The 23452-nt window shown below is 63.8% G+C and carries 24 protein-coding genes; 17 read left to right on the plus strand and 7 right to left on the minus strand.

What is annotated here, in order from left to right; translation table 11 throughout:
* Nucleotides 1–154: 154 nt before the first annotated feature.
* The 6 genes from B7G52_RS16145 to erpA all read left to right on the plus strand — a co-directional run bounded on the left by B7G52_RS16145 (nucleotide 155) and on the right by erpA (nucleotide 4908).
* Complete coding sequence (locus B7G52_RS16145; RefSeq protein WP_096698574.1) at nucleotides 155–1870, plus strand: serine/threonine-protein kinase; 1716 nt, start codon at nucleotides 155–157, stop codon at nucleotides 1868–1870.
* 396 nt (nucleotides 1871–2266) lie between these two features.
* Complete coding sequence (gene rplM, locus B7G52_RS16150; protein ID WP_077593211.1) at nucleotides 2267–2695, plus strand: 50S ribosomal protein L13; 429 nt, start codon at nucleotides 2267–2269, stop codon at nucleotides 2693–2695.
* 11 nt (nucleotides 2696–2706) lie between these two features.
* On the plus strand, nucleotides 2707–3099 hold the full coding sequence (gene rpsI, locus B7G52_RS16155) for a 30S ribosomal protein S9 (RefSeq protein WP_096667344.1): 393 nt from the start codon (nucleotides 2707–2709) through the stop codon (nucleotides 3097–3099).
* A 183-nt stretch (nucleotides 3100–3282) separates the two neighbouring features.
* Nucleotides 3283–3990 (plus strand): DUF6776 family protein, encoded by a 708-nt coding sequence (locus B7G52_RS16160; RefSeq protein WP_096698575.1) that lies wholly within the window; start codon nucleotides 3283–3285, stop codon nucleotides 3988–3990.
* Between the two features lie 39 nt (nucleotides 3991–4029).
* On the plus strand, nucleotides 4030–4428 hold the full coding sequence (locus tag B7G52_RS16165) for a polymer-forming cytoskeletal protein (protein ID WP_096698576.1): 399 nt from the start codon (nucleotides 4030–4032) through the stop codon (nucleotides 4426–4428).
* Nucleotides 4429–4542: 114 nt separating this feature from the next.
* Complete coding sequence (erpA, locus tag B7G52_RS16170; RefSeq protein ID WP_096698577.1) at nucleotides 4543–4908, plus strand: iron-sulfur cluster insertion protein ErpA; 366 nt, start codon at nucleotides 4543–4545, stop codon at nucleotides 4906–4908.
* 63 nt (nucleotides 4909–4971) lie between these two features.
* Here erpA and B7G52_RS16175 read toward each other — a convergent pair whose 3' ends face one another.
* Nucleotides 4972–6135, minus strand: coding sequence for an anhydro-N-acetylmuramic acid kinase (locus B7G52_RS16175; RefSeq protein WP_096698578.1), 1164 nt, complete (start codon nucleotides 6133–6135; stop codon nucleotides 4972–4974).
* A gap of 166 nt (nucleotides 6136–6301) precedes the next feature.
* Nucleotides 6302–7660, minus strand: a complete 1359-nt coding sequence (locus B7G52_RS16180; protein WP_371329030.1) for a peptidoglycan DD-metalloendopeptidase family protein — start codon at nucleotides 7658–7660, stop codon at nucleotides 6302–6304.
* A 211-nt stretch (nucleotides 7661–7871) separates the two neighbouring features.
* On the opposite strand from B7G52_RS16180, the gene tyrS reads away from it, so the two are divergent.
* The 4 genes from tyrS (at nucleotide 7872) to B7G52_RS16200 (ending at nucleotide 11670) form a co-directional block, all read left to right on the plus strand.
* Nucleotides 7872–9104: a tyrosine--tRNA ligase gene (gene tyrS / locus B7G52_RS16185; RefSeq protein ID WP_096698580.1), complete on the plus strand. Its 1233-nt coding sequence runs from the start codon at nucleotides 7872–7874 to the stop codon at nucleotides 9102–9104.
* A gap of 14 nt (nucleotides 9105–9118) precedes the next feature.
* A complete protein-coding gene (locus B7G52_RS16190; protein WP_096698581.1) occupies nucleotides 9119–10033 on the plus strand; it encodes a cation diffusion facilitator family transporter in 915 nt (304 codons plus the stop codon).
* On the plus strand, nucleotides 10030–10476 hold the full coding sequence (dtd, locus tag B7G52_RS16195; protein WP_096698582.1) for a D-aminoacyl-tRNA deacylase: 447 nt from the start codon (nucleotides 10030–10032) through the stop codon (nucleotides 10474–10476). The genes B7G52_RS16190 and dtd overlap by 4 nt, the downstream gene beginning before the upstream one ends.
* Nucleotides 10477–10635: 159 nt before the next feature.
* Nucleotides 10636–11670: an amidohydrolase family protein gene (locus B7G52_RS16200; RefSeq protein ID WP_170954787.1), complete on the plus strand. Its 1035-nt coding sequence runs from the start codon at nucleotides 10636–10638 to the stop codon at nucleotides 11668–11670.
* Nucleotides 11671–11715: 45 nt separating this feature from the next.
* Here B7G52_RS16200 and ybeY read toward each other — a convergent pair whose 3' ends face one another.
* The gene (gene ybeY, locus B7G52_RS16205; protein ID WP_096698584.1) at nucleotides 11716–12168 is read right to left on the minus strand and encodes an rRNA maturation RNase YbeY; all 453 of its coding nucleotides are present in this window, start codon (nucleotides 12166–12168) and stop codon (nucleotides 11716–11718) included.
* Nucleotides 12158–13171, minus strand: a complete 1014-nt coding sequence (locus B7G52_RS16210; RefSeq protein ID WP_096698585.1) for a PhoH family protein — start codon at nucleotides 13169–13171, stop codon at nucleotides 12158–12160. The genes ybeY and B7G52_RS16210 overlap by 11 nt, the downstream gene beginning before the upstream one ends.
* A 95-nt stretch (nucleotides 13172–13266) precedes the next feature.
* Between B7G52_RS16210 and ruvA the strand changes: the two genes are divergently transcribed.
* The 5 genes from ruvA to B7G52_RS16235 are packed head-to-tail and all read left to right on the plus strand — an operon-like array spanning nucleotide 13267 to nucleotide 18187.
* Entirely contained in the window at nucleotides 13267–13839 is a 573-nt protein-coding gene (gene ruvA / locus B7G52_RS16215) for a Holliday junction branch migration protein RuvA (RefSeq protein WP_096698586.1), read from the plus strand.
* Nucleotides 13836–14909, plus strand: coding sequence for a Holliday junction branch migration DNA helicase RuvB (gene ruvB, locus B7G52_RS16220; RefSeq protein ID WP_096698587.1), 1074 nt, complete (start codon nucleotides 13836–13838; stop codon nucleotides 14907–14909). The genes ruvA and ruvB overlap by 4 nt, the downstream gene beginning before the upstream one ends.
* A 7-nt stretch (nucleotides 14910–14916) precedes the next feature.
* The gene (locus tag B7G52_RS16225; protein ID WP_096698588.1) at nucleotides 14917–16221 is read left to right on the plus strand and encodes an efflux RND transporter periplasmic adaptor subunit; all 1305 of its coding nucleotides are present in this window, start codon (nucleotides 14917–14919) and stop codon (nucleotides 16219–16221) included.
* Nucleotides 16222–16227: 6 nt separating this feature from the next.
* Complete coding sequence (locus B7G52_RS16230) at nucleotides 16228–17454, plus strand: FtsX-like permease family protein (RefSeq protein WP_096698589.1); 1227 nt, start codon at nucleotides 16228–16230, stop codon at nucleotides 17452–17454.
* A 4-nt stretch (nucleotides 17455–17458) separates the two neighbouring features.
* Nucleotides 17459–18187 carry an ABC transporter ATP-binding protein gene (locus B7G52_RS16235; protein WP_096698590.1) on the plus strand — a complete coding sequence of 243 codons (729 nt, stop codon included), beginning with the start codon at nucleotides 17459–17461 and terminating at the stop codon, nucleotides 18185–18187.
* 280 nt (nucleotides 18188–18467) lie between these two features.
* On the opposite strand, the gene B7G52_RS16240 is transcribed toward B7G52_RS16235, so the two are convergent.
* Entirely contained in the window at nucleotides 18468–18794 is a 327-nt protein-coding gene (locus B7G52_RS16240; protein WP_141397477.1) for a hypothetical protein, read from the minus strand.
* Between the two features lie 730 nt (nucleotides 18795–19524).
* On the opposite strand from B7G52_RS16240, the gene B7G52_RS16245 reads away from it, so the two are divergent.
* Nucleotides 19525–20265, plus strand: coding sequence for a hypothetical protein (locus B7G52_RS16245; RefSeq protein ID WP_096698604.1), 741 nt, complete (start codon nucleotides 19525–19527; stop codon nucleotides 20263–20265).
* 220 nt (nucleotides 20266–20485) lie between these two features.
* Here B7G52_RS16245 and B7G52_RS16250 read toward each other — a convergent pair whose 3' ends face one another.
* Together B7G52_RS16250 and B7G52_RS16255 are read right to left on the minus strand one after the other, a co-directional pair.
* Nucleotides 20486–20728: a hypothetical protein gene (locus B7G52_RS16250; RefSeq protein WP_096698592.1), complete on the minus strand. Its 243-nt coding sequence runs from the start codon at nucleotides 20726–20728 to the stop codon at nucleotides 20486–20488.
* A gap of 113 nt (nucleotides 20729–20841) precedes the next feature.
* Nucleotides 20842–22566 carry a lysoplasmalogenase family protein gene (locus B7G52_RS16255; protein ID WP_096698593.1) on the minus strand — a complete coding sequence of 575 codons (1725 nt, stop codon included), beginning with the start codon at nucleotides 22564–22566 and terminating at the stop codon, nucleotides 20842–20844.
* A 275-nt stretch (nucleotides 22567–22841) separates the two neighbouring features.
* Here B7G52_RS16255 and B7G52_RS16260 point away from each other — a divergent pair, with 275 nt between their 5' ends.
* Nucleotides 22842–23441, plus strand: a complete 600-nt coding sequence (locus B7G52_RS16260) for a hypothetical protein (RefSeq protein ID WP_096698594.1) — start codon at nucleotides 22842–22844, stop codon at nucleotides 23439–23441.
* Nucleotides 23442–23452 lie beyond the last annotated feature (11 nt).

Below are 23452 nucleotides of genomic sequence, written 5' to 3' on the forward strand. Positions count from 1 at the left end.
CTCTTTTTAATCGCGCCGGGCTGCCAGGCCGGATGCTTGCAATCTGCAACACAATACCGACGGCCGCCGCGCTGCGGCCGTCCGGGCGCCTTGACGGCAGCAGGGTGTCCATGCCTAATTACAGCCCTTACATTGCCCCAGCCCGTTCCCGTTCATGACCGCCCCGCCCAGTCCGACCCCCGTTTCACTGATCACGCACGTGGATGCCTTGCCGGTGGGCACGCGCCTGGGCGAGTTTGAAGTGCTGGGGTTGCTGGGGGTCGGCGGGTTTGGCATGGTCTACCAGGCGTTTGACCACTCGCTGCAGCGGCCGGTGGCCATCAAGGAGTTCATGCCGGCTACGCTGGTCTGTCGCGGCGCGGATGGCGCGGTGGTGGTTCGCGACCCGGCCGACCAGGCGGCCTTTCAGGCCGGGCTGCAGTCGTTTGTGGCCGAGGCGCGGCTGCTGGCGCAGTTCGACCATCCCTCGCTGGTCAAGGTTTTTCGTTACTGGGAGGCGCACCAGACCGCCTACATGGTGATGCCCCTCTACCGCGGCATCACGCTGCAGGCGGCGCGCAGCCAGATGCGCAGCCCGCCGACCGAGGCCTGGCTGCGCAAAGTCCTGTGGGCGGTGCTGGGCGCACTCAAGACCCTGCACCAGGGACGCGCGGTGCACCGCGATGTCTCGCCCGACAACATCTTCCTGCAGGACATCGGCCCGCCGGTGCTGCTGGACCTGGGCGCGGCGCGCCATGCCATGGGCGGCAAGACGCAGGACCTGACCGATGCCTTCAAGCTCAGTTACGCGCCGCTTGAGCAGCACGCCGGCGCGCCCGACATGCGCCAGGGGCCGTGGACCGACCTGTATGCGCTGGCCGCCGTGGTGCACGGCGTGCTTTGCAACAAGCCACCGCTGCCGGCCACCTTTCGGGCCGTGCGCGACCGCCTGCCGCCTTTTGCCCGTGTGGCGCGCACGGTGCAGGAGCAGTTTGGCCTCGGTTATTCGCAGCCGTTTGTGCAGGCGATCAGCCAGGCGCTGGCGATCGACGCCAAGGACAGGCCGCAAAGCGTGGGGGCCCTGGTGCAACTCATGGCGCTCGAAACGCCCAATGGCATGTCCCGTTTCGACTGGCGTGCCGAGCTGGGCCCGATCTGGGCGCTGCCGGGTTTGTCTGTCCCGCGGCCGGCGACCAGGGCGGAGTCGCCGTCGCCTTCACCGCAGCCCCCGGCAGCGGCGCCCCGCAATGATCCGACACAGCCACTGGCGGCTGCGCCCCGGCGACGGGATCCTGCTGCCCCGCGGCCGGTTGCTTCCGTCTCGGCGTCGGCTCCCACCGCGGCCGCGCCCGCCCGGTTCGGTCCCTCGTGGCGTGTGGGTGCGAGCGTGGTGGCCGTGGCCTTCGTGGCCCTGTTGCTGGGGCTGATGCTGGGACGCGGCGTCCGCGCGCCCGAGACCGGGGTCGCGCAGTCCCCGGCCCTTGCTGCGCCCGTGCAGCGGGTCGCGGAACTACCGCCCGCCAAACTTGCCCAACCCGTGGCGGTGGCACCGGTGCAACAGGTCGCAGTTGCTGCCAGGGCACCTTTGCCAACGGAACAGCGGCCAAGCCCCGCCGCCAGGCGCGCCCCACCGAAAAAGACAGCGCCGACTGTCGATACCGCGAGCCCGTCGCCACTACCGCCACCGGTGGTTGCCGTGGCACCGGAGCGGGTGGAGGTGTTGCAGCGTGTGAAGCCCCCCGATCCGCTCGCCTTGTGTGCCGACAGCAACTTCGTGGCCCGACCCATGTGTATTTTCCAGCAGTGCCAGAAGCCGGAGATGGCCAGGCTCCCCCTGTGTGTTGAAAACAACGCCCGGCTGCAGAACAGCCGGCGGGCCGACGGGTTCTAGGAGCCTGTCGGGCTTGGGAATCGTCGGCTGCAAATCGACCGCAGCGGTCCATTTTTCACCGTCTTTTTGTCCCATCGCTGGGCTATGGGCCTGCACATCCGGCAAAAACTGTCCTCGCTGGGGCCGATTTTCGCTTTCGACGCCCCAAGCCCGACAGGCTCCTCGCTCCAAAAGGCCCCAAAAGACCCGGAACCGGCCGCCGAACGGCCGGAACAGGGCGTTTCGGCGGCGCGGACCCGCAATGCTGCGCACGCAGCCCCGGATTTTGTATAATGGAAGGCTTCGCAGCGATCGGCTGGCCCCGCGGCGAAGCTTGAACCCCACCTAAGAGGTTTCCATCAGAGAAACACCGACCGTGGAAAAGGGCTGCTCAAACCAACTTTTGAAAAGTAAACCATGACAACTTTCAGCGCAAAACCCGCTGACGTGGTGCATGAGTGGTTTGTGATTGACGCGACCGACAAGGTCCTCGGACGAGTAGCCAGCGAAGTTGCTCTCCGTTTGCGCGGCAAACACAAGGCCATTTATACGCCTCACGTCGATACCGGTGACTTCATCGTCATCATCAACGCAGCCCAGCTTCGTGTCACCGGCGCCAAGTCGACTGACAAGATCTACTATCGCCATTCGGGTTACCCCGGCGGTATCTCGGCGACGAATTTCCGCGACATGCAAACCAAGTTCCCGGGCCGCGCCCTGGAAAAAGCCGTCAAGGGCATGCTGCCCAAGGGCCCGCTCGGTTACGCCATGATCAAAAAACTCAAGGTGTACGGTGGTGCAGAGCATCCGCACACCGCCCAACAGCCTAAAGTGCTGGAAATTTAAGGAGCCTTGAGATGATTGGTGAATGGAACAATGGCACCGGCCGTCGCAAATCAAGCGTCGCCCGTGTGTTCATCAAAAAAGGCACTGGCAAGATCACGGTCAACGACCGTGACATCCAGACCTTCTTCGGTCGCGAAACCTCGATCATGATCTGCAAGCAGCCCCTGTACCTGACCAACCATGTCGAAACCTTCGACATCATGGTCAACGTGCACGGCGGCGGCGAGTCCGGCCAGGCCGGTGCGATCCGCCACGGCATTACCCGCGCGCTGATCGACTATGACACCACCCTCAAGCCGGCGCTGAGCCAGGCCGGGTTTGTCACGCGTGATGCGCGTGAAGTCGAGCGTAAGAAAGTCGGCTTCCGTTCGGCACGCCGTCGCAAGCAGTTCAGCAAGCGTTAATCCGCTTTTGCTGTCCCCGAAAAGCCGCCTGGTTTGCGCCAGGCGGCTTTTTTCATGGCATTTGCAGCAAGCCCTCGGGGCTGCTGCCGATACAAATCCTTGCCGTTGCCTGCCGGGCAGCGTTCAGCGGAGGCGACATCTGAGTGCACAATGCACTCCCTGGAAGACAACCCAAGGTCGCTTTTGAAATTCCGTCTGTTTCGCCGTCGCCTGACCATCAGCTCTCCGCGCATGGCCATTCGCACGTCTTTGCCCTGGCCGCTGCGCTGGGCGCTGGGCGCGATGATGCTGGGGTTTTCTGCGGCCATCGCGCTGTGGACCTTCGAGCTCGGCGTCAGCATCGCGGGGCTGGACAAGGATGCCAAGCTGGAGCTGACCAGGCTGCGGGAAGAGGTCGCCGCACTGCGCGCGGAGCGCGACAAATCGCAATCGATCGCCAATATTTCGGGCAGCCTGCTGACCACCGAGAAGGCCGCGCAGGACAAGATGGTGGCCCAGATCCGCCAGCTCGAAGCGGACAACCGGTTGCTGCGCGACGATCTCGGCTTCTTTGAAAAGCTCCTGCCTGCCGGCGGTGCGGAAAGCGCCGCCATCCGCAGCCTGCAGGCCGAAGCCCTGACCGACCTGCAGGTCAAGTGGCAGGTGCTGGTGATCCAGCCGGTCAAGGACGCTCCGGTGTTCAATGGCAAGCTGGAACTGATTTTCAGCGGCACCCTGGCCGGCAAGCCATGGACAACAGGCTTGTCGGGCGGCGCCCAGCTCCTGCAATTCAAGCAGTACCGCCGCATCGAGGGGGTGCTCGACCTACCCCCCCTGGCCGTGGTAAAAACGGTGACCGCCAAAGTCGTCGAGGGAACGGCCGTCCGCTCCGTCCAGACCATCAAGCTCTGAATCCCCGCTTCAACACTCAGAATCTCACAGGATTTGTCCATGTTCGGTAAAAAATCGCAGCCCCCGATCAAAAGCCTGATTGCCCAGGGCAGTTGCATAGAAGGCAACCTGAAGTTCACCGACGGCTTGCGCATCGATGGCGAAGTGATTGGTGACATCCGCGCCAACGAGGGCAGCCCCAGCATTCTGGTGATCAGCGAGTCGGCCTGTGTCACCGGGGCTATCTATGCCGACCATGTCATCATCAACGGTCGCGTCATGGGGCCGGTGCACGCGGCGGAACTTCTCGAGTTGCAGCCCAAGGCCAAGATCCAGGGTGATGTGGCCTACAAAGCGCTTGAAATGCATCAGGGCGCCGTCATCTTTGGTCAGTTGCGTCCCACCAACCACGAGGTCAGCGACAAGCCCCTCCTGAAACTGGCAGCCAACAACGCCTGAGGGTGGGTCCCTGTCAGTAAGTGCTTACAGTCTGGTGGAAGCCAGTATGGGCCTTATGGTTGATCGAATTGCTGTAGTATTAAAAACATCAAGTTGTGAAAAACGGAGTTCCCCATGAGCGCAGTAGCTGAAAACATCCAGACCGAAATGCCCGCCCCCTTTGTCTTTACCGACAGCGCGGCGGCCAAGGTGGCGGACCTGATTGCCGAAGAAGGCAATCCGGACCTGAAGCTGCGCGTGTTTGTTCAAGGTGGCGGCTGCTCCGGCTTCCAGTACGGCTTCACCTTCGACGAAATCACCAACGAAGACGACACCACCATGACCAAAAATGGCGTGTCGCTGCTGATCGATGCCATGAGCTACCAGTACCTGGTGGGCGCTGAAATTGATTACAAGGACGACCTCGAAGGCGCCCAGTTCGTGATCAAGAACCCCAATGCCACCAGCACCTGCGGTTGCGGCTCCAGCTTCTCGGCCTGAGTTTTCCCGGCCGCTTTAAAAAAGGACCTTCGGGTCCTTTTTTCATGCCCGCTGGCTAAAACCTCAGGTCTGCGCCACCTGGCAGGCCCGGTACAGGGCACCCAACACGCGCGGGCCGCGGGCGCCCGTGACGGCTGGCAGGCTACCCGGTTGCCGCAGGTGCCAGGCCCGGGCCAGCCATGCAAAGGCGGCGGCTTCCACCTGCAGTGGAGGCAGGCCGCGCGCGGTGGTGGGCTGGACGCTCACCCCGGGCAGGGCCAGGGCCAGCTGCCGCATCAGTTCGTCATTGAAGGCGCCGCCGCCGCAGACCAGCAGTTCGGTGGTGTGGGGCGCGTGGCGCATCAGGTCGCGCGCGCAGGCCTGCGCCGTCAATGCCGTCAGGGTGGCCTGCACATCCTGCGGTGCGCTGACCTCCGGGCCGCTGAGCTGCCCGGCCAGCCATTCGGGGTTGAACAGGTCGCGCCCGGTGCTTTTGGGCGGCGCCTTGGCAAAGTAGGGCGCCGCCAGCAGGCGCGCCAGCAGGCCTGGAACCACGGTCCCTGACGCCGCCCAGGCGCCTAGCGCGTCGTAAGGCTGGCCGGTGTGCTGCAGGCACCAGAAGTCCATCAGGGCGTTGCCGGGTCCGCAGTCAAAACCTGTGACCGGGCCGCCGTGCGCCGGCAGCAGCGTCAGGTTGCTGATGCCGCCGATGTTAAGGACCGCGACGGCGCGCTCGGTCTGCGCAAAAACGGCTTGGTGAAACGCAGGCACCAGCGGCGCGCCCTGGCCGCCGGCCGCGAGGTCAGCGGTGCGGAAATCGGCGACCACGTCCAGCCCGGTGAGTTCAGCCAGCAGGGCCGGGTTGTTCAGTTGCAGCGTGTAGCCTGCATCTGATCCACCACTGAGCGTGTCGTCCCCGAATTCCTGCGGCCGATGGCGCACGGTCTGCCCGTGGGCGCCGATGGCGCGCACCTGGTCTGTCGTGATGCCCTGGCGGCCCGCCTGCGCCAGCAGGGCACGGACCACCTGTGCGTACACCAGGGCCAGCTGGTTGGCCGCCAGCGCAGCGCGGTGCAGTTCGTTGTGGCCGGCGGTGTTGAGCGCCAGCAGCTCGGCCCGGAAGGTGGCCGGGAAGGGGGCGGACGCCGAGGCCATGACACGTGGCACCGGGGGGCCGAAATCCACCAGAACGCCGTCTGCGCCATCGAGCGAGGTGCCCGACATCAACCCCATGTAGTAATCAGCCATGAGGCATTTTGCCGCAAGGGTGACTAGAGGAGTGATTTATGGATGAGCGACCGTGGGAGCTCTTCAGACCAGCCAGGGCCGCGGGTCCGGCTTTGCCGGCCCGCAGGCGCAGCGGCCCCCTCGGGGGGCAGGAAGCGACACGCAGTGCGCGACCGTGGGGGCCTGTTTATTCAGCCCGGGTCTGCGTGATGTCCGCTGCAGCCTGCAGCTGTTGCTTCACATTGCCTGCGAGTTTGCGGAACAGGGGTTGCGCTGCCGCCGACAGGGGAACGGTTTCGTTCTGCTGGGCAATGGTCATCGGGTCCTGGTGGGCGCCGTTGACGCGGAATTCGAAGTGCAGGTGCGGCCCGGTGGCCCAGCCGGTCGAGCCGACGGCGCCGACGTTCTGCCCCTGGCTCACGCTTTGGCCTCTTTGCACGTTGATACGGCTCAAATGGGCATACACGGTGGTGTGGTTGTTGCGGTGTTTGACAAACACGACGTTGCCAAACCCGTTTTGCACGCCGGCAAACTCGACCACGCCATCGCCGATGCTGCGCACGGCCGTGCCTGTCGGCGCGGCGTAGTCGACACCGAGGTGGGCGCGCCATGTCTGCAGGATGGGGTGAAAACGCATCTTGAAGCCGCTGCTGACACGCGAGAACTCCATGGGCGAGGCCAGGTAGGCGCGGCGCAGGCTCTGGCCGTCGAGTGTGTAGTAGCCACCTTTGGCTGTGCTGTTGCCGCCCGCCTGGTCGCGGAACCACATGGCCTGAAGTGTCTTGCCGTTGTTCATGAATTCGGTGCTGACCACCCGGCCGGTACGCAGCGCTTCACCGTCGGCTTCCAGCGTTTCGTAAACCACGCTGAAACGATCGCCTTTGCGCAGGGCGCGGTGGAAGTCGATATCGCCCGAGAAAATTTCTGCGATCTGGACCGCCACGGCGTCAGGGATTCCTGCATCGTCGGTGGCGGCAAACAGGGAGGTACGGATGGTGCCACTGGCCAGCTGGGTCGAGCTGGTGTAAGCCGCAGTTTCCACGCGGGACGAAAAACGGTTGTCCGCCGCACGTTCGACCACCAGCCGGGTGAATTTTTCCTCGTCGTCGGTGGCCCAGCGCACGGTCAGCTTGAGCAGCTGGTTGTTGTCTGTCGCTTCAACCGTGACATTCTTGCCGGGGCGGCCCATCAGGGTCAGGCGACCGTTGGCATTGCTGCGCAAAAAGGCAGCGGCTGCGGCGTCGTCAATGTTCAGGCGCTTGAGCAGGGCGTCGGCCGTGTCGGTGCTGCGCGTGGTTTCGCTGCGAAACAGCTTGAACTGGAAATTGCCCAAGGCTTCGGTCTGTGCCTCGGTGGGCAGGCTCTGGACGGCTTCCAGGACCTGGCGGACCGGCAGGTCCGCAGCATCGGGCGCGAGCGGTGCGACGCCGAAGGCGGTGACCCCGGTTCCCAGCAGCAAGGCTGCCAGCGTGCCTGTGATTCTTTTAGGATGGCGGCGAAGCAGGTTTGTGACTGCTTGCAGCGCGTAAGCGAGATCGGTCTTGATCAAAACTGGGGTTCCCAACCTTTGTAGGCTTCAGGCCGCAGAAGCGGCCTGATAGCGACTGATGATGGTGTTGTGCACTCCCCTGCAAAAGACGGACGGTGCAACAACTTAGAATCGGTTTGCAATTTGCGGGCCAACCTGCTTCGGGCCCCGCAACGGCAGAAACGCGATTATATCTGTCAGACAACTGCCCGACCTGTGAAAAACCCTTATGAATCAAGAGCTTGTTACAAACTTTCCCGTGACGGACCGTGCCAGGGAGGCCTTGGCCGTGTCCCTGCGGGGCTGTGAGGAACTGATTCCCCAGGATGAATGGCTGAAAAAACTCGCGCGTTCGGAGGCTACCGGTGTTCCGCTGCGCATCAAATTGGGGCTGGACCCGACCGCGCCTGACATTCATGTCGGACATACCGTGGTGCTGAACAAAATGCGTCAGCTCCAGGATCTGGGCCATACAGTCATCTTTCTCATCGGCGACTTTACCAGCCTGATCGGCGATCCGTCGGGCCGCAACAACACGCGTCCTCCGCTGACACCGGAGCAGATCAAGGCCAACGCCGACACCTACTACCGCCAGGCTTCCCTGGTGCTGGACCCGGCCCGGACCGAGATCCGCTACAACAGCGAGTGGAGCGACCCGCTGGGCGCACGCGGCATGATCGAGCTGACTGCCAAATACACGGTGGCGCGCATGATGGAGCGCAACGATTTTCATGACCGTTTCAAGGCCGGCACGCCGATCAGCGTGCATGAGTTCCTTTATCCGCTGATGCAGGGTTATGACTCGGTGGCCTTGAAGGCCGACCTGGAACTCGGCGGCACCGACCAGAAGTTCAACCTGCTGATGGGCCGCCACCTGCAGGTCGAATACGGCCAGGAGCCGCAATGCATTTTGACCATGCCGCTGCTCGAGGGGCTGGACGGCGTGGAGAAGATGTCCAAGAGCAAGAACAACTACATCGGCATTTCCGAAGATGCCAACACCATGTTTGCCAAGGTGCTGTCGATTTCGGACGTGCTGATGTGGAAGTGGTTCACCCTGCTGAGCTTCAAGACCGAGGCCGAGATCGCCGCGCTGAAGAAGGAAGTCGAGGGCGGGCGCAACCCGAAAGACGCCAAGGTGGCGCTGGCCAAGGAGATCACGGCCCGTTTCCATTCCACCGCCGCGGCAGACGCCGCCGAGCAGGACTTCATCAACCGCAGCAAGGGCGGTGTGCCTGACGAGATCCCCGAAGTCGCGCTGAGTGGCGCACCGCTGGGCATTGCCGCGCTGCTCAAGACGGCGGGGCTGGCCGCCTCCACCGGCGAGGGCAACCGGCTGATCGAGGGAGGCGGCGTGCGCGTGGACTCCAGCGTGGTCAGCGACAAGGCGCTCAAGCTGGGCGCCGGCACCTACGTCGTGCAAGTCGGCAAGCGGAAGTTCGCCCGCGTGACGCTTTCCTGAAGCGTGGGCAAGCCATGAAGCTGCCCACACTGCAATCCCTGACACCGCAACGCCTGCTGATGGCTTCGGTGGTGGTGGCGCTTGTCACCATCGTGCTGAAAACCGGGGCCTGGTACATCACCGACTCGGTGGGTTTGCTGGCCGACGCCATGGAGTCCTTCGTCAATCTGGCCAGCGCGATCTTCGGGCTGACCATGGTCACGATTGCGCAGCGGCCTGCCGACGACGAGCATCCCTACGGGCACCACAAGGCCGAGTATTTCTCCTCCGGGTTTGAGGGGGTGCTGATCATCGCCGCGGCACTGGCCATCATCTGGGCGGCGGGCCACCGGATTTTTGACCCGCAGCCCCTGCAACAGGTGGGTTGGGGTCTGGCGCTGTCCGTAGCCAGCTCGGGTCTCAACGGCCTGCTGGCCTGGCTCATGTTCCGCTCCGCTAGGGCGCACCGCTCGATTGCGCTTGAAGCCGATGCCAGGCACCTGGTCACCGACGTCTGGACCTCGGCGGGCGTGGTCGTGGGCATCGGGGCCGTCACGCTGACGGGCTGGCTGTGGCTCGATGCGCTGGTGGCGATCGGAGTGGCACTGAACATCCTCTGGGAAGGGGGCCACCTGATGTGGCGCTCGTCGCAGGGCCTGATGGACGAGGCGGTGGAGCCCGAGGTGCTGGCCGACATTCACAAGACCCTGGAGGAGTTCCAGCACCACACCATCCGCTTTGATCACATCAGCACACGCCGCTCGGGCCAGCGCCGTTTTGTGGACATGCACATGCACATGCCGGCCAGCTGGTCACTCGGGCGTGCAGCTGCGGTCCGCGCCAGTGTCGAGCAGGCGCTGATGAGTGCCGTGCCGGGCCTGCGCGCCACCATCGAGCTGCTGCCTTCGGACGTGGAAGCGCACTTTGACGACAAGAAGGACCTGATTTGATCAGCGTGATACAGCGCGTGAGCCAGGCGCGTGTGGTGGTGGGTGGTGAAGTGGTTGGCCAGATCAGCGCCGGCTTGCTGGTGCTGCTGTGCGCCGAGCGCGGTGATGCCGATGCGCAGGCCGACAAGCTGCTCGCCAAAATTCTGAAACTGCGGATCTTTTCAGACGAGGCCGGCAAGATGAACCGCAGCGTGCAGGACGTGGCCGGTGGCCTGCTCGTCGTGAGCCAGTTCACGCTGGCCGCCGATGTGTCGGGCGGCAACCGGCCCAGCTTCACTGGTGCAACGGCGCCCGATGAGGGGCGCCGGCTGTATGACTACTTTGTAGCGCAGGCGCGGCTGGCGCATCCCTTGGTGCAGACCGGGCAGTTTGCGGCGGACATGCAGGTGCACCTGGTCAATGACGGGCCGGTGACGATCCCCCTGCGGATCGAACCGCTGTGAGTTAAAAGCTATTTGCGCCTGTCCGATGTGGGCTGGAGGCCAGCTTTTCAGAATTCTGGTGCGGCTTCCCGCGGCGGACCGCCATCGCGAACCTGCCTCGCTGGCCGCTACAATGCGCGGCAAAAACCCATGGGTGGCTCCCGCCCGAAGGACGCACGCATGAGAAAATTCCTGAGCGCCACCGCCCTTGTGTTGCTGGCCACCCTGTCCCGGGCCGATCCGGTTCCGCTGATCGACACGCACGCGCATTTCCAGACGATCCCCTACAAGGACCTGGAAGCCTCGCACAAGGCCGCGCTCGCCAACATGGACCGGATGAACATCGCACGATCTCTGCTGATGCCGTCGCCCTTTGCCACCTTGACGCCGCAGTGGTTCTACGACATCGAAGACCTGCAGTTCGCCGTCAAGGCCAATCCCGGGCGGTTTGCCCTGCTGGGTGGCAGTTCCCTGAACATCATGATCCACGGCACGGCGCCAAGTGCGGTGACCGATGAAGTGCGCGCAAAATTTCGTAAACGCGCGCTGGAGATCGTTGCTGCGGGCGCCGTCGGCTTTGGGGAAATATCTGCGCTGCATGTGTCCATCCCGGCGATGGGCCCCAAGCATGCTTATGAAGATGCCCCACCAGACCATCCCCTGCTTTTGCTGCTGGCCGACATCGCCGCGGAAAACGGCATCCCGATCGATCTGCACTGCGACCTGGTGCCCGAAGACATGCCGCTACCCGAGGCTCTGCGCCCTAACCTGCTCAATCCGCGGCAACTCCAGGCCAACCTGCCGGCGCTGAAACGGTTGCTGTCGTACAACCACAAGACGCGCATTGTTTGGTCGCACGTCGGCCTGGAACCGGTGCCGACGCGCCAGCCCGAGTTGGTGCGGCAGATGCTCCAGGCGCATCCCAATCTTTTCATGAGTTTTCGGCTGAACCGCGGTTTGCCGCGGCCGTCCGCCGCGCTCGACCCTGACGGCAGGCTCAAGCCCGTGTGGATCGATCTGATAAGGGAATTTCCCGACCGGTTCATGCTGGGCAGCGATGCTTTTTATGGCCGCAATGGCATTGTGCGCGGCTCGAGTGAGGAAGGCATGCGCAACCTGCGTGGCCTGATCGAGCAACTGCCGCCAGAACTGCAGAGCAAGGTCGCCAGCGAGAACGCCATCCGTCTGTACCGCTTGGCGCCACTGGCCAACTAGCGTTGCGTGACAGCCGTAAGCCGACCGCAAGGCGGTAGCGGTGCCTCAGTAGGGATTGTCAAACCCCAGCGCCGCCAGCAGCAGGATTTCCAGCGTTTCCATTTCGAGTGCATCCCACTCGCCGGTTTCATGGTCCCAGCCCTGGGCGTGCAGCGTGCCGTGCACCAGCAGGTGGGCGTAATGCGCCTGCAGGGTTTTGCCCTGCTCGCGGGCCTCGCGTTCCACCACGGGCGCACACAGCACCAGATCGGCCGTGACCAGCGGTGCCTGCGTGTAGTCGAAGGTCAGCACGTTGGTGGCGTAGTCTTTTTGCCGGTAGCTGCGGTTCAGCGCCTGGCCTTCTTCGGCGTCCACGATACGCACGGTGATTTCGGCATCGCTGTCCAGCGCATGGCGTATCCAGCGCGCCACGCTGTGGCGCGGCAGGGCTGCGCGGTGGCGACGGGCGTCCTTGATGTCGCCGAATTGAAGCGACAGGGCCAAATTTTTAAGAGCCATTTCGGCTCTTTGTCCTTGTGGGGCGGGCGACAGGCACTATCGAATCGATAGCGTCGTCGATGCCCGGGGTTTTGCCCTTGTAGCCGTCATAGGCGTCCACAATGCGCGCCACCAGGGGGTGCCGCACCACGTCGGCGCTGGTCAGGCGGGTGATCGCAATGCCCTTGACGCGCTTGAGCACACGTTCGGCATCAATCAGCCCGCTGAGCTGCGTGCGCGGCAAATCGACCTGGCTGACGTCGCCGGTGATCACCGCCTTGGCGCCAAAGCCGATGCGGGTCAAAAACATCTTCATCTGCTCGGGTGTGGTGTTCTGCGCCTCGTCAAGGATCACAAAGGCGTGGTTCAGCGTGCGGCCGCGCATGAAGGCCAGCGGCGCGATTTCGATCTGCTGGCGCTCGAAGGCCTTCTGCACTCGCTCAAAACCCATCAGTTCATACAAAGCGTCATACAGCGGGCGCAGGTAAGGGTCCACCTTCTGGTTCAGGTCGCCGGGCAGAAAACCCAGGCGCTCACCGGCCTCGACCGCCGGGCGCGTCAGCACGATGCGCTGCACCGCGCTGCGCTCCAGCGCATCCACCGCGCAAGCCACGGCCAGGTAGGTTTTGCCGGTGCCGGCCGGGCCGATGCCGAAAGTGATGTCGTGGGTGGCGATGTTTTCCAGGTAGGCGCCCTGGTTGGTGGTGCGCGCGCGCAGGTCGGCACGGCGGGTGGACAGCGCCATCGCACCGTCGGGGGCGATGCTCAGCGCGGTGTCGCCGGCCAGCATCAGCTGCACGGTTTCCTCGGGAATCGGGCGCTGCGCCATTTCATACAGCGCCTGCAACACTTCCAACGCCTGCTGCGCCTTGGCCTTGGGTCCGTCGATCTTGAACTGCTCGAAGCGGTGCGCAATCGTGACCTGCAGCGCCGCCTCGACGGTGCGGATGTGCGAGTCCATGGGGCCGCACAGGTGGCCCATGCGGGTGTTGTTCGGCGGGGTGAAGGTGTAGCGGAGGATCAAAAGGGTGTTTTCCTTGAAGCAAGGCAGACAGATGGGTGATTGTCCCCCGATATTCAAGTCAGCGGGCGTGCGGGCACGACTGCTAAGATTTGCCCATGATCGGAAGAATAAGTGGCCTGCTGGCCGAAAAGAACCCCCCGGAACTGCTGGTGGACTGCAACGGCGTGGGTTACGAGGTGCTGGTGCCCATGAGCACCTTCTACAACCTCCCCGGTCTGGGTGAAAAAGTCTCGTTGCTGACGCACTTTGTGGTGCGCGAGGACGCACAACTCCTGTACGGCTTCGGTAGCACCAGCGAACGTGCCGCCTTTCGCCAGCTGATCAAGATTTCCGGCGTCGGCCCGCGTACCGCGCTCAGCGTGCTCAGCGGCATGAGTGTGGACGAGCTGGCCCAGGCCGTGACCCAGCAGGAAGCCGGCCGCATCATCAAGGTGCCCGGCATCGGCAAAAAAACCGCCGAACGCCTGCTGCTCGAACTCAAGGGCAAACTCGGCGCCGACATGGGCATCACGGTCAGCGTGGCCGACGACATGCAGTCCGACATCCTGCAGGCCCTGGTGGCCCTGGGTTACAGCGACCGCGATGCGGCGCTGGCGCTCAAGGCGCTGCCGAAAGACATTGGTGTCAGCGACGGCATCAAGCTGGCTTTGAAAGCCCTCGCTAAATGAGCATACAAACCGACGACTTCGACATGTCCGGCGTGCCGCCGGTGAAGCGGGTCATGTCGGCTGCGCCGGCCTCGCCCAACGAGGAAGCGATAGAACGCGCCTTGCGGCCCAAGCTGTTCGACGACTACGTGGGCCAGTCGAAGGTGCGCGAGCAGCTCGAGATTTTCATAGGCGCGGCCCGCAAACGCAGCGAAGCCATGGACCATGTGCTGCTGTTCGGCCCGCCCGGCTTGGGCAAGACCACGCTCTCCCACATCATTGCGCACGAGCTCGGCGTGAACCTGCGCCAGACCTCGGGGCCGGTGCTGGAAAAGCCCAAGGACCTGGCCGCGCTGCTGACCAATCTCGAGAAAAACGATGTGTTGTTCATCGACGAGATCCACCGCCTGAGCCCGGTCGTCGAGGAGATCCTGTACCCCGCGCTGGAGGACTACCAGATCGACATCATGATCGGCGAAGGCCCGGCGGCGCGCTCCATCAAGCTCGACCTGCAGCCTTTCACCCTGGTGGGTGCCACCACCCGCGCCGGCATGCTGACCAACCCGCTGCGCGACCGTTTCGGCATCGTTGCGCGGCTGGAGTTCTACAGCGCCGACGAGCTGGCGCGCATCGTGCGGCGCAGCGCGGGCCTGCTCAAGGTACCGATGGACGAAGACGGCGGTTTTGAAATTGCACGCCGTTCGCGCGGCACACCGCGCATTGCCAACCGCCTGCTGCGCCGCGTGCGCGACTATGCCGAGGTCAAGGGCGCAGGCCACATCACCCTGGACATCGCCAACAAGGCGCTGGCCATGCTGGATGTCGATCCCCAGGGGTTCGACGTGATGGACCGCAAGCTGCTCGAAGCGGTGATCCACCGCTTTGACGGCGGCCCGGTGGGCCTCGACAACATCGCCGCCAGCATCGGCGAAGAGCGCGACACGATTGAAGACGTCATCGAACCCTATTTGATCCAGCAGGGTTATCTGCAGCGCACGCCGCGCGGCCGCATCGCGACGCTGGCGGCCTACCGGCATCTGGGCGTGACACCGCCCGGAACCGGCGCAGGGTTGTTTGAACCCGGAACCTGAACTCCCCATGAGCCTGGCACACACCCTTTCCCTGAAGCGCGGCTGGATCTGGATGGGGGTCGCGGCCATGGTTGTGGTGGCAGCCGGCGCGGCCTGGTTTGTCCAGAAAAGTCCCCGGGTCGATGTGCTGGAACTGCGTTATGCGCCGCTGCTGCGGACCCTGCAGTTTTCTGCCCGCGTGGCGACCCTGTCGCGCGTGGACGTGGGCAGCACCGTGACCGGGCGCGTCGCCCAGGTGCGGGTGGCCGAAGGTGCGCAGGTGCGCCAGGGCGACGTGTTGGTCCAGCTCGAAACCGAGGAGCTGCGCGCCGCCGTGACGCAGGCGCTGGCTTCCGAGCGCCAGGCCCAGGCGCGGCTGGCCGGCTTGCGCAGCACCGGCCGGACGGCCGCCCAGGCCAGCCTGGCGCAGGCCGACTCGACGCTGAAGGCGGCCGCGGCCGAGCTGGCACGCACCCAGCAGCTGGTGGCGCAGGGTTTTCTCAGCGAAGCGCGGCTCGATGAAGTCCGGCGCGCCGTCGAAGTGGCCCGTGCGCAGCAGGCCGGCGCCCGCGCACAGACCCAGGCCAACGCCGATGCCGGGACCGACGTGGCCCAGGCCCAGGCGCAACTGGCGCTGGCCAGCGCCGCCACGGCGGCGGCGCGCGCCCGCCTGGCGCAGGCGGCCGTGCTGGCACCGACCGATGCACGTGTGTTGACACGCGATGTCGAGCCGGGGCAGATTGTGCAGCCCGGCAAGGCCCTGATGAGCCTGGCGCTGGTCGGCCCCACGCAACTCACGGCGCAGGTGGACGAGCGTTTCCTCGACCAGCTGCAGCCGGGGCAGAAGGCGGCTGTGGTGGCCGACGCTTTTGCCGACCAGCGTTTTGCCGCCCGCGTGTTGTCGATTGCCCCCGCGGTCGATGCCCAGCGCGGCGCGATCGAAGTCAAGTTTGCGCTCGAGCAGCAGGCACCGGCCTTTTTGCGGGAAGACATGACCCTGTCGGTCGAGGTCGAAACCGGCCGGCGCGAACGCGCCCTGGTGTTGCCGCTGAGCGCCCTGCGTAGCCAGACCTCGCCCGCCACAGCGACGGTGCTGGTCGCCGACGCGGGTCGCGCGCAGGAGCGCCAGCTGCGCCTGGGCCTGCGCACGCTGGACGCGGCCGAGGTGCTCGAGGGCCTGGCTGAAAGTGACGCCGTGCTGCTGGGCAGCAACGTCCCGGCCGGCGCCCGGATTCGCGCGCGCGCCGTGGCCTGGACGCCGGGGCAGCCGGTCGCCAGGGCCGCGGCCACGTCCGAAGCGGGCTCGGCCATGAGCAACGCTATCGGGCGCTGAAGCGGCATGATCCCCGGGCTTGGTTTTGAATGGCGCGTGGCGCTGCGTTTCCTGCGCGAGGGGCGCATGCAGACCGTGCTCATCATCGTCGGCGTGGCAGCCGGTGTGGCGGTCATCGCCTACATTTCGGCGCTGATCAGCGGCCTGCAGGGCAGCACCTTGACCAAGACCCTGGGCGCGCAGGCGCACATCAGCGTGCGTGCGCCGGACGACGTGGTCACGCCCGCCTGGCCGGCCGAGCCGGGCACCACCGCGCTGACCGACACCCAGCCGCGCGCCCAGCGCCTGCGCTCTGTCGCCAACTGGCAGGCGCTGCTGCCGCTGCTCGAAGCCATGCCGGGCATCGCCGGCGTGTCCCCCATGGTGTCGGGCGCCGGCCTGGCCCTGCGCGGCGAAGCCACCCAGGCGATTGCGCTGATGGGCGTGGACCTGGACCGCTACGACCGTGTCGTCGGGCTGCGCAGCAAGGTGATCAGCGGCACCGCGCGGCTGGCGCCGGGCGAGGCCATCGTGGGCCGTGAACTGGCGGCCGATCTGGGCGTGCGCGCCGGTGACCGCCTGACCGTGCAGACCGGCCTGGTCAGCGACTCGGTGCGTGTCACCGCGCTGGTGGACCTCGGCGTCAAGGACCTGAACCGGCGCACCGTCATCGTGCCGCTGCGCGCGGCGCAAAACCTGCTGGGCCTGCCCGGCGGCGCCACCAGCCTGGACCTGACCGTGAAAGACGTCTGGTCGGCCCAGGCGCTGGCCAGTGACCTGCGCCAGCAGTTTCCCTACAAGATCGAAAGCTGGCAGGAGAGCAACGCGCAGCTGGTGTCTGCCCTCAACGCCCAGTCGGTCAGCACGGCGCTGATACGCGGGGTGGTGCTGGTGGTGGTGGTGCTGGGCATTGCCAGCGTGCTGGTGGTGTCGGTCGTGCAAAAGCGCCGCGAGATTGGCATCCTGCGCGCCATGGGTGCCACGCGCGGGCAGATCCTGCGGCTTTTCCTGGTGCAGGGCGCGGTGGTGGGCGCGCTCGGCTCGGCGCTCGGCATTGCACTGGCCGTGCTGATGATCTGGCTGTTTACGACCTTCGTGCGCGGCTCCGACGGGCTGCCGCTGTTTGTCATCACACTGCCGCTGGCCACGGCGCTGCAGGTGGCGCTGATCGCTACCGTGTGTGGTGTGCTGGCCGCGGTAGCGCCGGCGCGGCGCGCCGCGGCGCTGGACCCGGCGCAGGCGATACGGATGTGACCCCATGACGGCAGCCACCGACTCCCGCGCGCTGATCGACATGGGTGAGGTCCGCAAGAGCTACAACCTGGGCCTGCCCAGCGAGGCCGAGGTGCTGCACGGCGTGTCGCTGCAGGTGCAACGCGGCGAATTCATCGCACTGATCGGCCCCTCCGGCTCGGGCAAAAGCACCTTGCTCAACATCGTCGGCCTGCTCGAGGGTATGACGGCCGGCAGCTACCGGCTGCAGGGCCAGGAGGTGCACGGTCTGGACGACGCGGCCCTGACCCTGCTGCGGCGCAGCACCCTGGGCTTTGTGTTCCAGTTTCATCACCTGCTGCCGGCCTTCACGGCGCTGGAAAACGTCACGCTGCCCGCGCTGATGCGCGGCGGCCACGTCAGCGCGAAGCAGCGCGAGCATGCCCGTGCGCTGCTGGCCTCGGTCGGCCTGGCCAACGCCATGGACAAGCGGCCGGCCGAACTGTCGGGCGGCATGCAGCAGCGCGTCGCGATTGCCCGCGCCCTGGTGATGGAGCCGGCGCTGGTGCTGGCCGACGAACCCACCGGCAACCTCGACACAGCGTCGTCCGACGAGGTGTTTGTGCAGTTGCGGCGTATGCACGTCGAACTCGGTACTACCTTTGTGGTGGTCACCCACGACCCGCGTCTGGCAGCGCGCTGCGATCGGCTGATCGAGTTGATCGACGGGCGCATCGCGCGCGACGAAGCTGTGACCCACGCGCCGGCAGGTTGATCCGCGGGTATCGCTGGTTAAACAGCAGAAACGCGACCCTTCTTGAGCGTCCTCAGAAGACAGTCACCATCGATTGGGCTCAGAAAAGTTGTTTAAGAAAAGGGTGAAGAAGTCCACCGGGAAAAGCAGACATTTAACGTCCCAGGTTAACCGGCGCCGGAGCCCGAAGGCGGAGGGCACCAACATGGGCCATGGCCCTTATTCGCGTCCGCGTTGAACTGCCCGTTAGGCCGGGGCTCGCGGGCACGATGTTGAACTTTCGTTGAAATCAACGTGGCATTCAGAGATTTTCGGAAGTGCTCGACGCATCTGTTTGTTTAAAGCTTGCCCTGATTTGATCTAGGTGGCGCCTGCTCTCTTGGAAGTCATCGAAGACGCTCGCTTCTGATTCGATCTCTTCCCCACGGATCAGTTTTCCTTCTGCACCTGTTGCCTCGTACAGGCCTAGCCAGCATTCCCGTGCGGCATTCATCAAAGCTGCGCGAATGACCTCCTCTACATGCTTGGGGCGCGGTGTTACAAGCTCTTCGGTTAGCTTCACGCAGCTCTGAAGCCTCATTACGCATTCTTCGATAAGAAGAACGAGCTTCCCCATTGGAATTTGCATCGGGTCCAGAGACAGGAGGCGTGATCTGACTTCTCGGAGTTGTGTAGCTTCCTCTGGCCAATAGACATGGGGGCGACCGACGGAGCGAGCGACACTTTCGCAGGTCCGCGCCGCAGAAAAGAATACGACTCTCAGCGTTCTCACTCTTCGGATTTGCTCGGCTCTTTCATCGGCCTTCTTTCTTTTGATCTCTAGTGAATGTTGGCGTTGAACGACTGCGAGCGCAGCCACGATTGCCGCGACCGATCCAATTGCTTGGATCCAAGCAGGAGCACTTGATTTGAGGAATTCGGCTACCCAGGGCCACCCAGCGACGGCGGTGAGCGCAAGGAGGGAAATTAGTCCGAGCACCGTTCCAGCCCCAAGGACGGCAACCCATCCCCCCTCTGGTTCGTGATCAGGCTGGTTTTTTATCAAGGATAGGTCGCTTCCATCAAAATATGCTGATTTGGGACACTATAAAAAATCCTAACTCTGATATATCCCGCAAAACTGCGGAATAACATGGCGCCTTGTCAGATAACATGGCACAGAAAAATCGAAAAAGATGCTTGTAGTCATGGAATTAGCTTGATCGACTGCATGTTTACACAGGAAGATTGAATCTGACAAAGTCGCCGTCACGATTTCAGTTCAAGGTGTGCCATTCTCAGGCAACTGCCGCGTTTAGGCCAGCTCTGCGGTCACACCCTTGCTCGGGGACTCGCGCCGCCTGACTACACTGGTGCAGATGAGCACCTCTCCACCACCACCCCGCGTGCGAGACCGCCTGGCTGCCTATTTCCGCAGTGGCGATGCCATGCGCAGCCGCAGCGTGAGTGATGTCGTGCTGTCGGGCACGGTTGACGTGCCTGCGCCTCCTGCCAGGCTGGTGGCCGACTGGGAAAGGGATATCTTGCTGCACCTGGAACTGGAGCCCGGCGACGTCGAGGCCTTGCCTTTGGTGCGAGCGCGTGCGCGCTGGCCGGACTACCGGCGCTGCGTGCAGGCGGTGTCGGACTGGGTACACACGCTGGGCCTGCAGGAGGTGCTGGCTTCTTCTGAGGTCGCCCTGATGGCCTGCCGCGGCGCGAGGTACCACCACGACGGCGCGCAGTATGGCGGCGCGGCCTTCTGCAATCTCTTTCTGAGCGAGGACAAGGGGCTGGACCTGCATTTTCCGGCAACAGGTTTTCGCATTCCCCTGCGCCGGGGCACGGCGGTGGTTTTCGATACCGGTCAGCCGCATGCCGTGATCGAGCGCCGCGGCCCCGGCTTTGATGCCGCCGATTTCCCAGCTGGGCAGGACTGCAGCCTGGTTTTTCTGAGCTGGGAGCTGCCCATGGAGAACACCGCTGTCGGGCAGGCATTGGGGATCCGCTTCGACACCGACCCTTCGACTGCCCTGCTGCTGGACGATGAGCAGGTCTGGCTGAACGGCGGCCCGGCCAGTGTGTGCCCGGCGTCCGGTCGGTGGTGCCAGGCAGACTGACCACCCCGGCGCACACTGCTTGGTGGCCCTGCCGGCTAACGCTTTCTGGCCCGTCGGCCCCCACGGATGTTTCCGTAATTCGTGACACCCCACCGTTCGGGCTGAGCCTGTCGAAGCCTTCCCTGAGCTTGACGAAGGGCCCTTCGATCCTTCGACAAGCTCAGGACAGGCCAAGCTCAGGGCGAACGGAAGTGGATTGCTGTCGTGATTTATGGAAGTCTCAATGATTGCCCATTTTTCCCTGGAGCACGGCCACCAGATGGCCCTTGGCCTCGGCCAGCTGTGCCTTGTCGCTGTCGTGCACCTTTCGGAAAAATGCGGCGCATTCGGCGGAGCCGGCCTGCTCGGCATCCTTGATGTACTGGTCGTAGGCCATGAGCGCTTGCGCCTTGTTCTGGATCAGCGTGATCCAGTCATATTCCAAGTTGCTGATGGGGTGGCGGTCGGTGGATTGCTCTTGCATGAAAACTCCTGTTGAAATGCAAAAGCATAGGAAGCCGGGGGGCCGCCATCTGTAGGCCCGCACCGACGGATGCGCTTCCCTATCGCCGCGAGATGCACGTTGCGGCTGTGCGCTCAGCTCGTTCGCTGCCCTGAAGTGGCGGGCCGCGCGTTGTGCACGATCAGGAGCTGCGCGATGTAGTAGGTGCCCAGCACCCACAGCTGTGCCATGGGCAGGGGCTGGGCGAACTTGTTGGTTGCCAGCAGCGCGTCACTGAGCATGAAAAAGCCGGCACCGATGGCCACGCCCAGCGATGCACGGTCACGCAGCACCGTGGCCCGGCCGATCGCCTGCGCGGCCATCAATGCAATCACGATCACGTAGGCGGCCACGGCAAAACGCAGCACCGGGTTGAGCCCGTTGAGCAGGAAGGCGTACATCAGCGCACCGACGCCCAAGGTGGCGGCCAGCGCGCGCCGGCTTGGAAACCAGGGCTGGCCCTGCTTGAACAGGGCGATGTAAAACAGGTGTGCGATCAGGAAAGACAGCAGACCGGGGATGAAGAAGCCCGGAAATATCAGAAAGCAGTCACCAGCCAGTGAAAAGGCCAGCCCCGCCAGAAGATATATATCAAATCTGCCTGAAACCCTTGTGGAATAAGCGCGAGTAGCTACAAAAACAAGAGCAAAACCAAGCGCCAGCGGCTTGAACACGCGGTGCAGTTCCACCAGTCCCAAGGTGCTGGTTGCCGTTGCCAGTGCCGCGGCCTCGATCAGCAGCACCTCGGTCATCGTCAGGCGGCCCTGCAGCGCAGCGCCCACGGCCCAGAGCCCGGTGGCCAGCACCCCCAGCCAGATCGCCGAGTGCGAGGCCGGCAGGCTGTCGGCGTACCAGAGGAACAGGGCGACGCCCTGCAACAGCAGGACAAACTGCACGGCGCCGAACCACATCAGGGGGCGGCTCATGGTCGGGTGGTAACGCTGCAGCCGCGTGATGTCAAAAGGCGGTTTGGGAAAACGCGCGCTCACGTCAGCCGGGCGCCAACCGGGCGGCTTGAACCAGATGCGGAGCTTGTCGCCCCAGTTCCTGGCGTGCCAGGCGTCTTTGGCGAGGGCCCAGTACACCTCGGCGTTGGACCACAGCGGGTCCCAGCTGTTGAGCGGGCTGCGTGTGCCGTAAATACATTTCTCGTCTTCCTCGCGGAAGCTGCCGAAGAGCCTGTCCCAGACGATCAGGATGCCGCCGTAGTTCCTGTCGACATAGTTGTCGTTGACCGCGTGGTGCACCCGGTGGTTGGACGGCGAGCAGAACCAGCGGTCGAACCAGCCGAGCTTGGGCACGTGTTCGGTGTGCACCCAGAACTGGTAGAGCAGGTCGATCAGCACGACCACGCCGAAGACCAGCGGCGGCACGCCGGCAATCGCCATCGGCACGTAGAAAATCCAGCCGAGCAGGGCGCCGCTGCTGGTCTGGCGCAGCGCCGTGGACAGGTTGTAGTCCTGGCTCTGGTGGTGCACCACATGCGCGGCCCAGAAGACCGCGCTTTCATGGCCGGCGCGGTGCAGCCAGTAGTAGCAGAAGTCGTAGAAGACCAGGGCGATCAGCCAGCCGTACCAGGTGGTCCAGAAGGCTTCGTCGGGAAACAGCGCCACCGACGAATAGATGGCGGTGTAGATGCCGATGCGGAACAGCCGCGTGAACACCGCGCTGATCTGGCTCAGCATGCCCAGGCTGATGCTGTTGATCGCGTCGCTCAGGCGGTAGGTGTTGCGGCCCTTCGCATAGCCCCAGGCGAACTCGATCGCGATCAGCAGGAAAAAAACCGGGGTGGCGAGGACGATGATCTGGCTTGGGGTCATCCTGCCATTTTGTCGCAGCGCAGGTCAAAGCGCCTCTGGCAACAACCCTGATAACGGGCTTAGCCAAACCGTACTCTTTGCAGTCTCTTGCCCAGCCTGCAAGGCAGGACCGACAGTGAGACCCCCAGCGGTTTCGTTACGGACAAACTGCTCTTCGCGGTAATCTATTGGCCATACAGAAAAACTTCAGCCCGCCATATTCAATTCAACGCCGGTCACGTTACATTCCACGTAAGCATCCGGCCAAGTGCTGTGGAGTGGGAAAATAGACATACATGACAATCGAACGCAGTACTTTCGCGGGGATGACCGATTACACGGGCGTCTCGCTGGCTGATATCTTGATGCATTTACGCGACTGGGAGCGAAACACCAGTCAGGCTGCGGCCAACTTGCGGGCTCATTCGATTCGCGTTGAGGCAGAAAAAGAGCGCCTGCAAAATCCTCGAGCCGTTCTCGCCTTCTGTGCGAAGTTTTCCGAGCTGTTCGGCAGATACGCGGCAGATCTTAAGAGATTGGTTTCCGAACTACCCAGCGGAGTTCGCGATGCTCATGTGAAGATTGTGCGGCAGCTCTATGACAGTGCAAAGCATGAAGACGACTCAATCCTCCGGTTTAGGAACGACTACGTTTATGGGGCGTTGAAGGACGAATCTTTGCGCCACTTCTTGGAGGACATCTACACTGATGCTCGCGAAGTTATGGTGGATTTTCAAGACCTTTCTAACCTCGCACCGCGGCTAGAAACATTTGTTGGAAGCGAACCGCCTCGAGAGGTGTTGACGGATTTTCATCTGAAGCCAAATGTATTTGGTTTGGGATGGAACATAAACAGAACGCTTGCAAGAATCAACAGATGGTGGAGAAATCGGTGACGCTCTCTAAC

Source organism: Polaromonas sp. AER18D-145, assembly GCF_002379095.1.
In the GTDB taxonomy this organism is placed as follows: Bacteria; Pseudomonadota; Gammaproteobacteria; order Burkholderiales; family Burkholderiaceae_C; genus Polaromonas.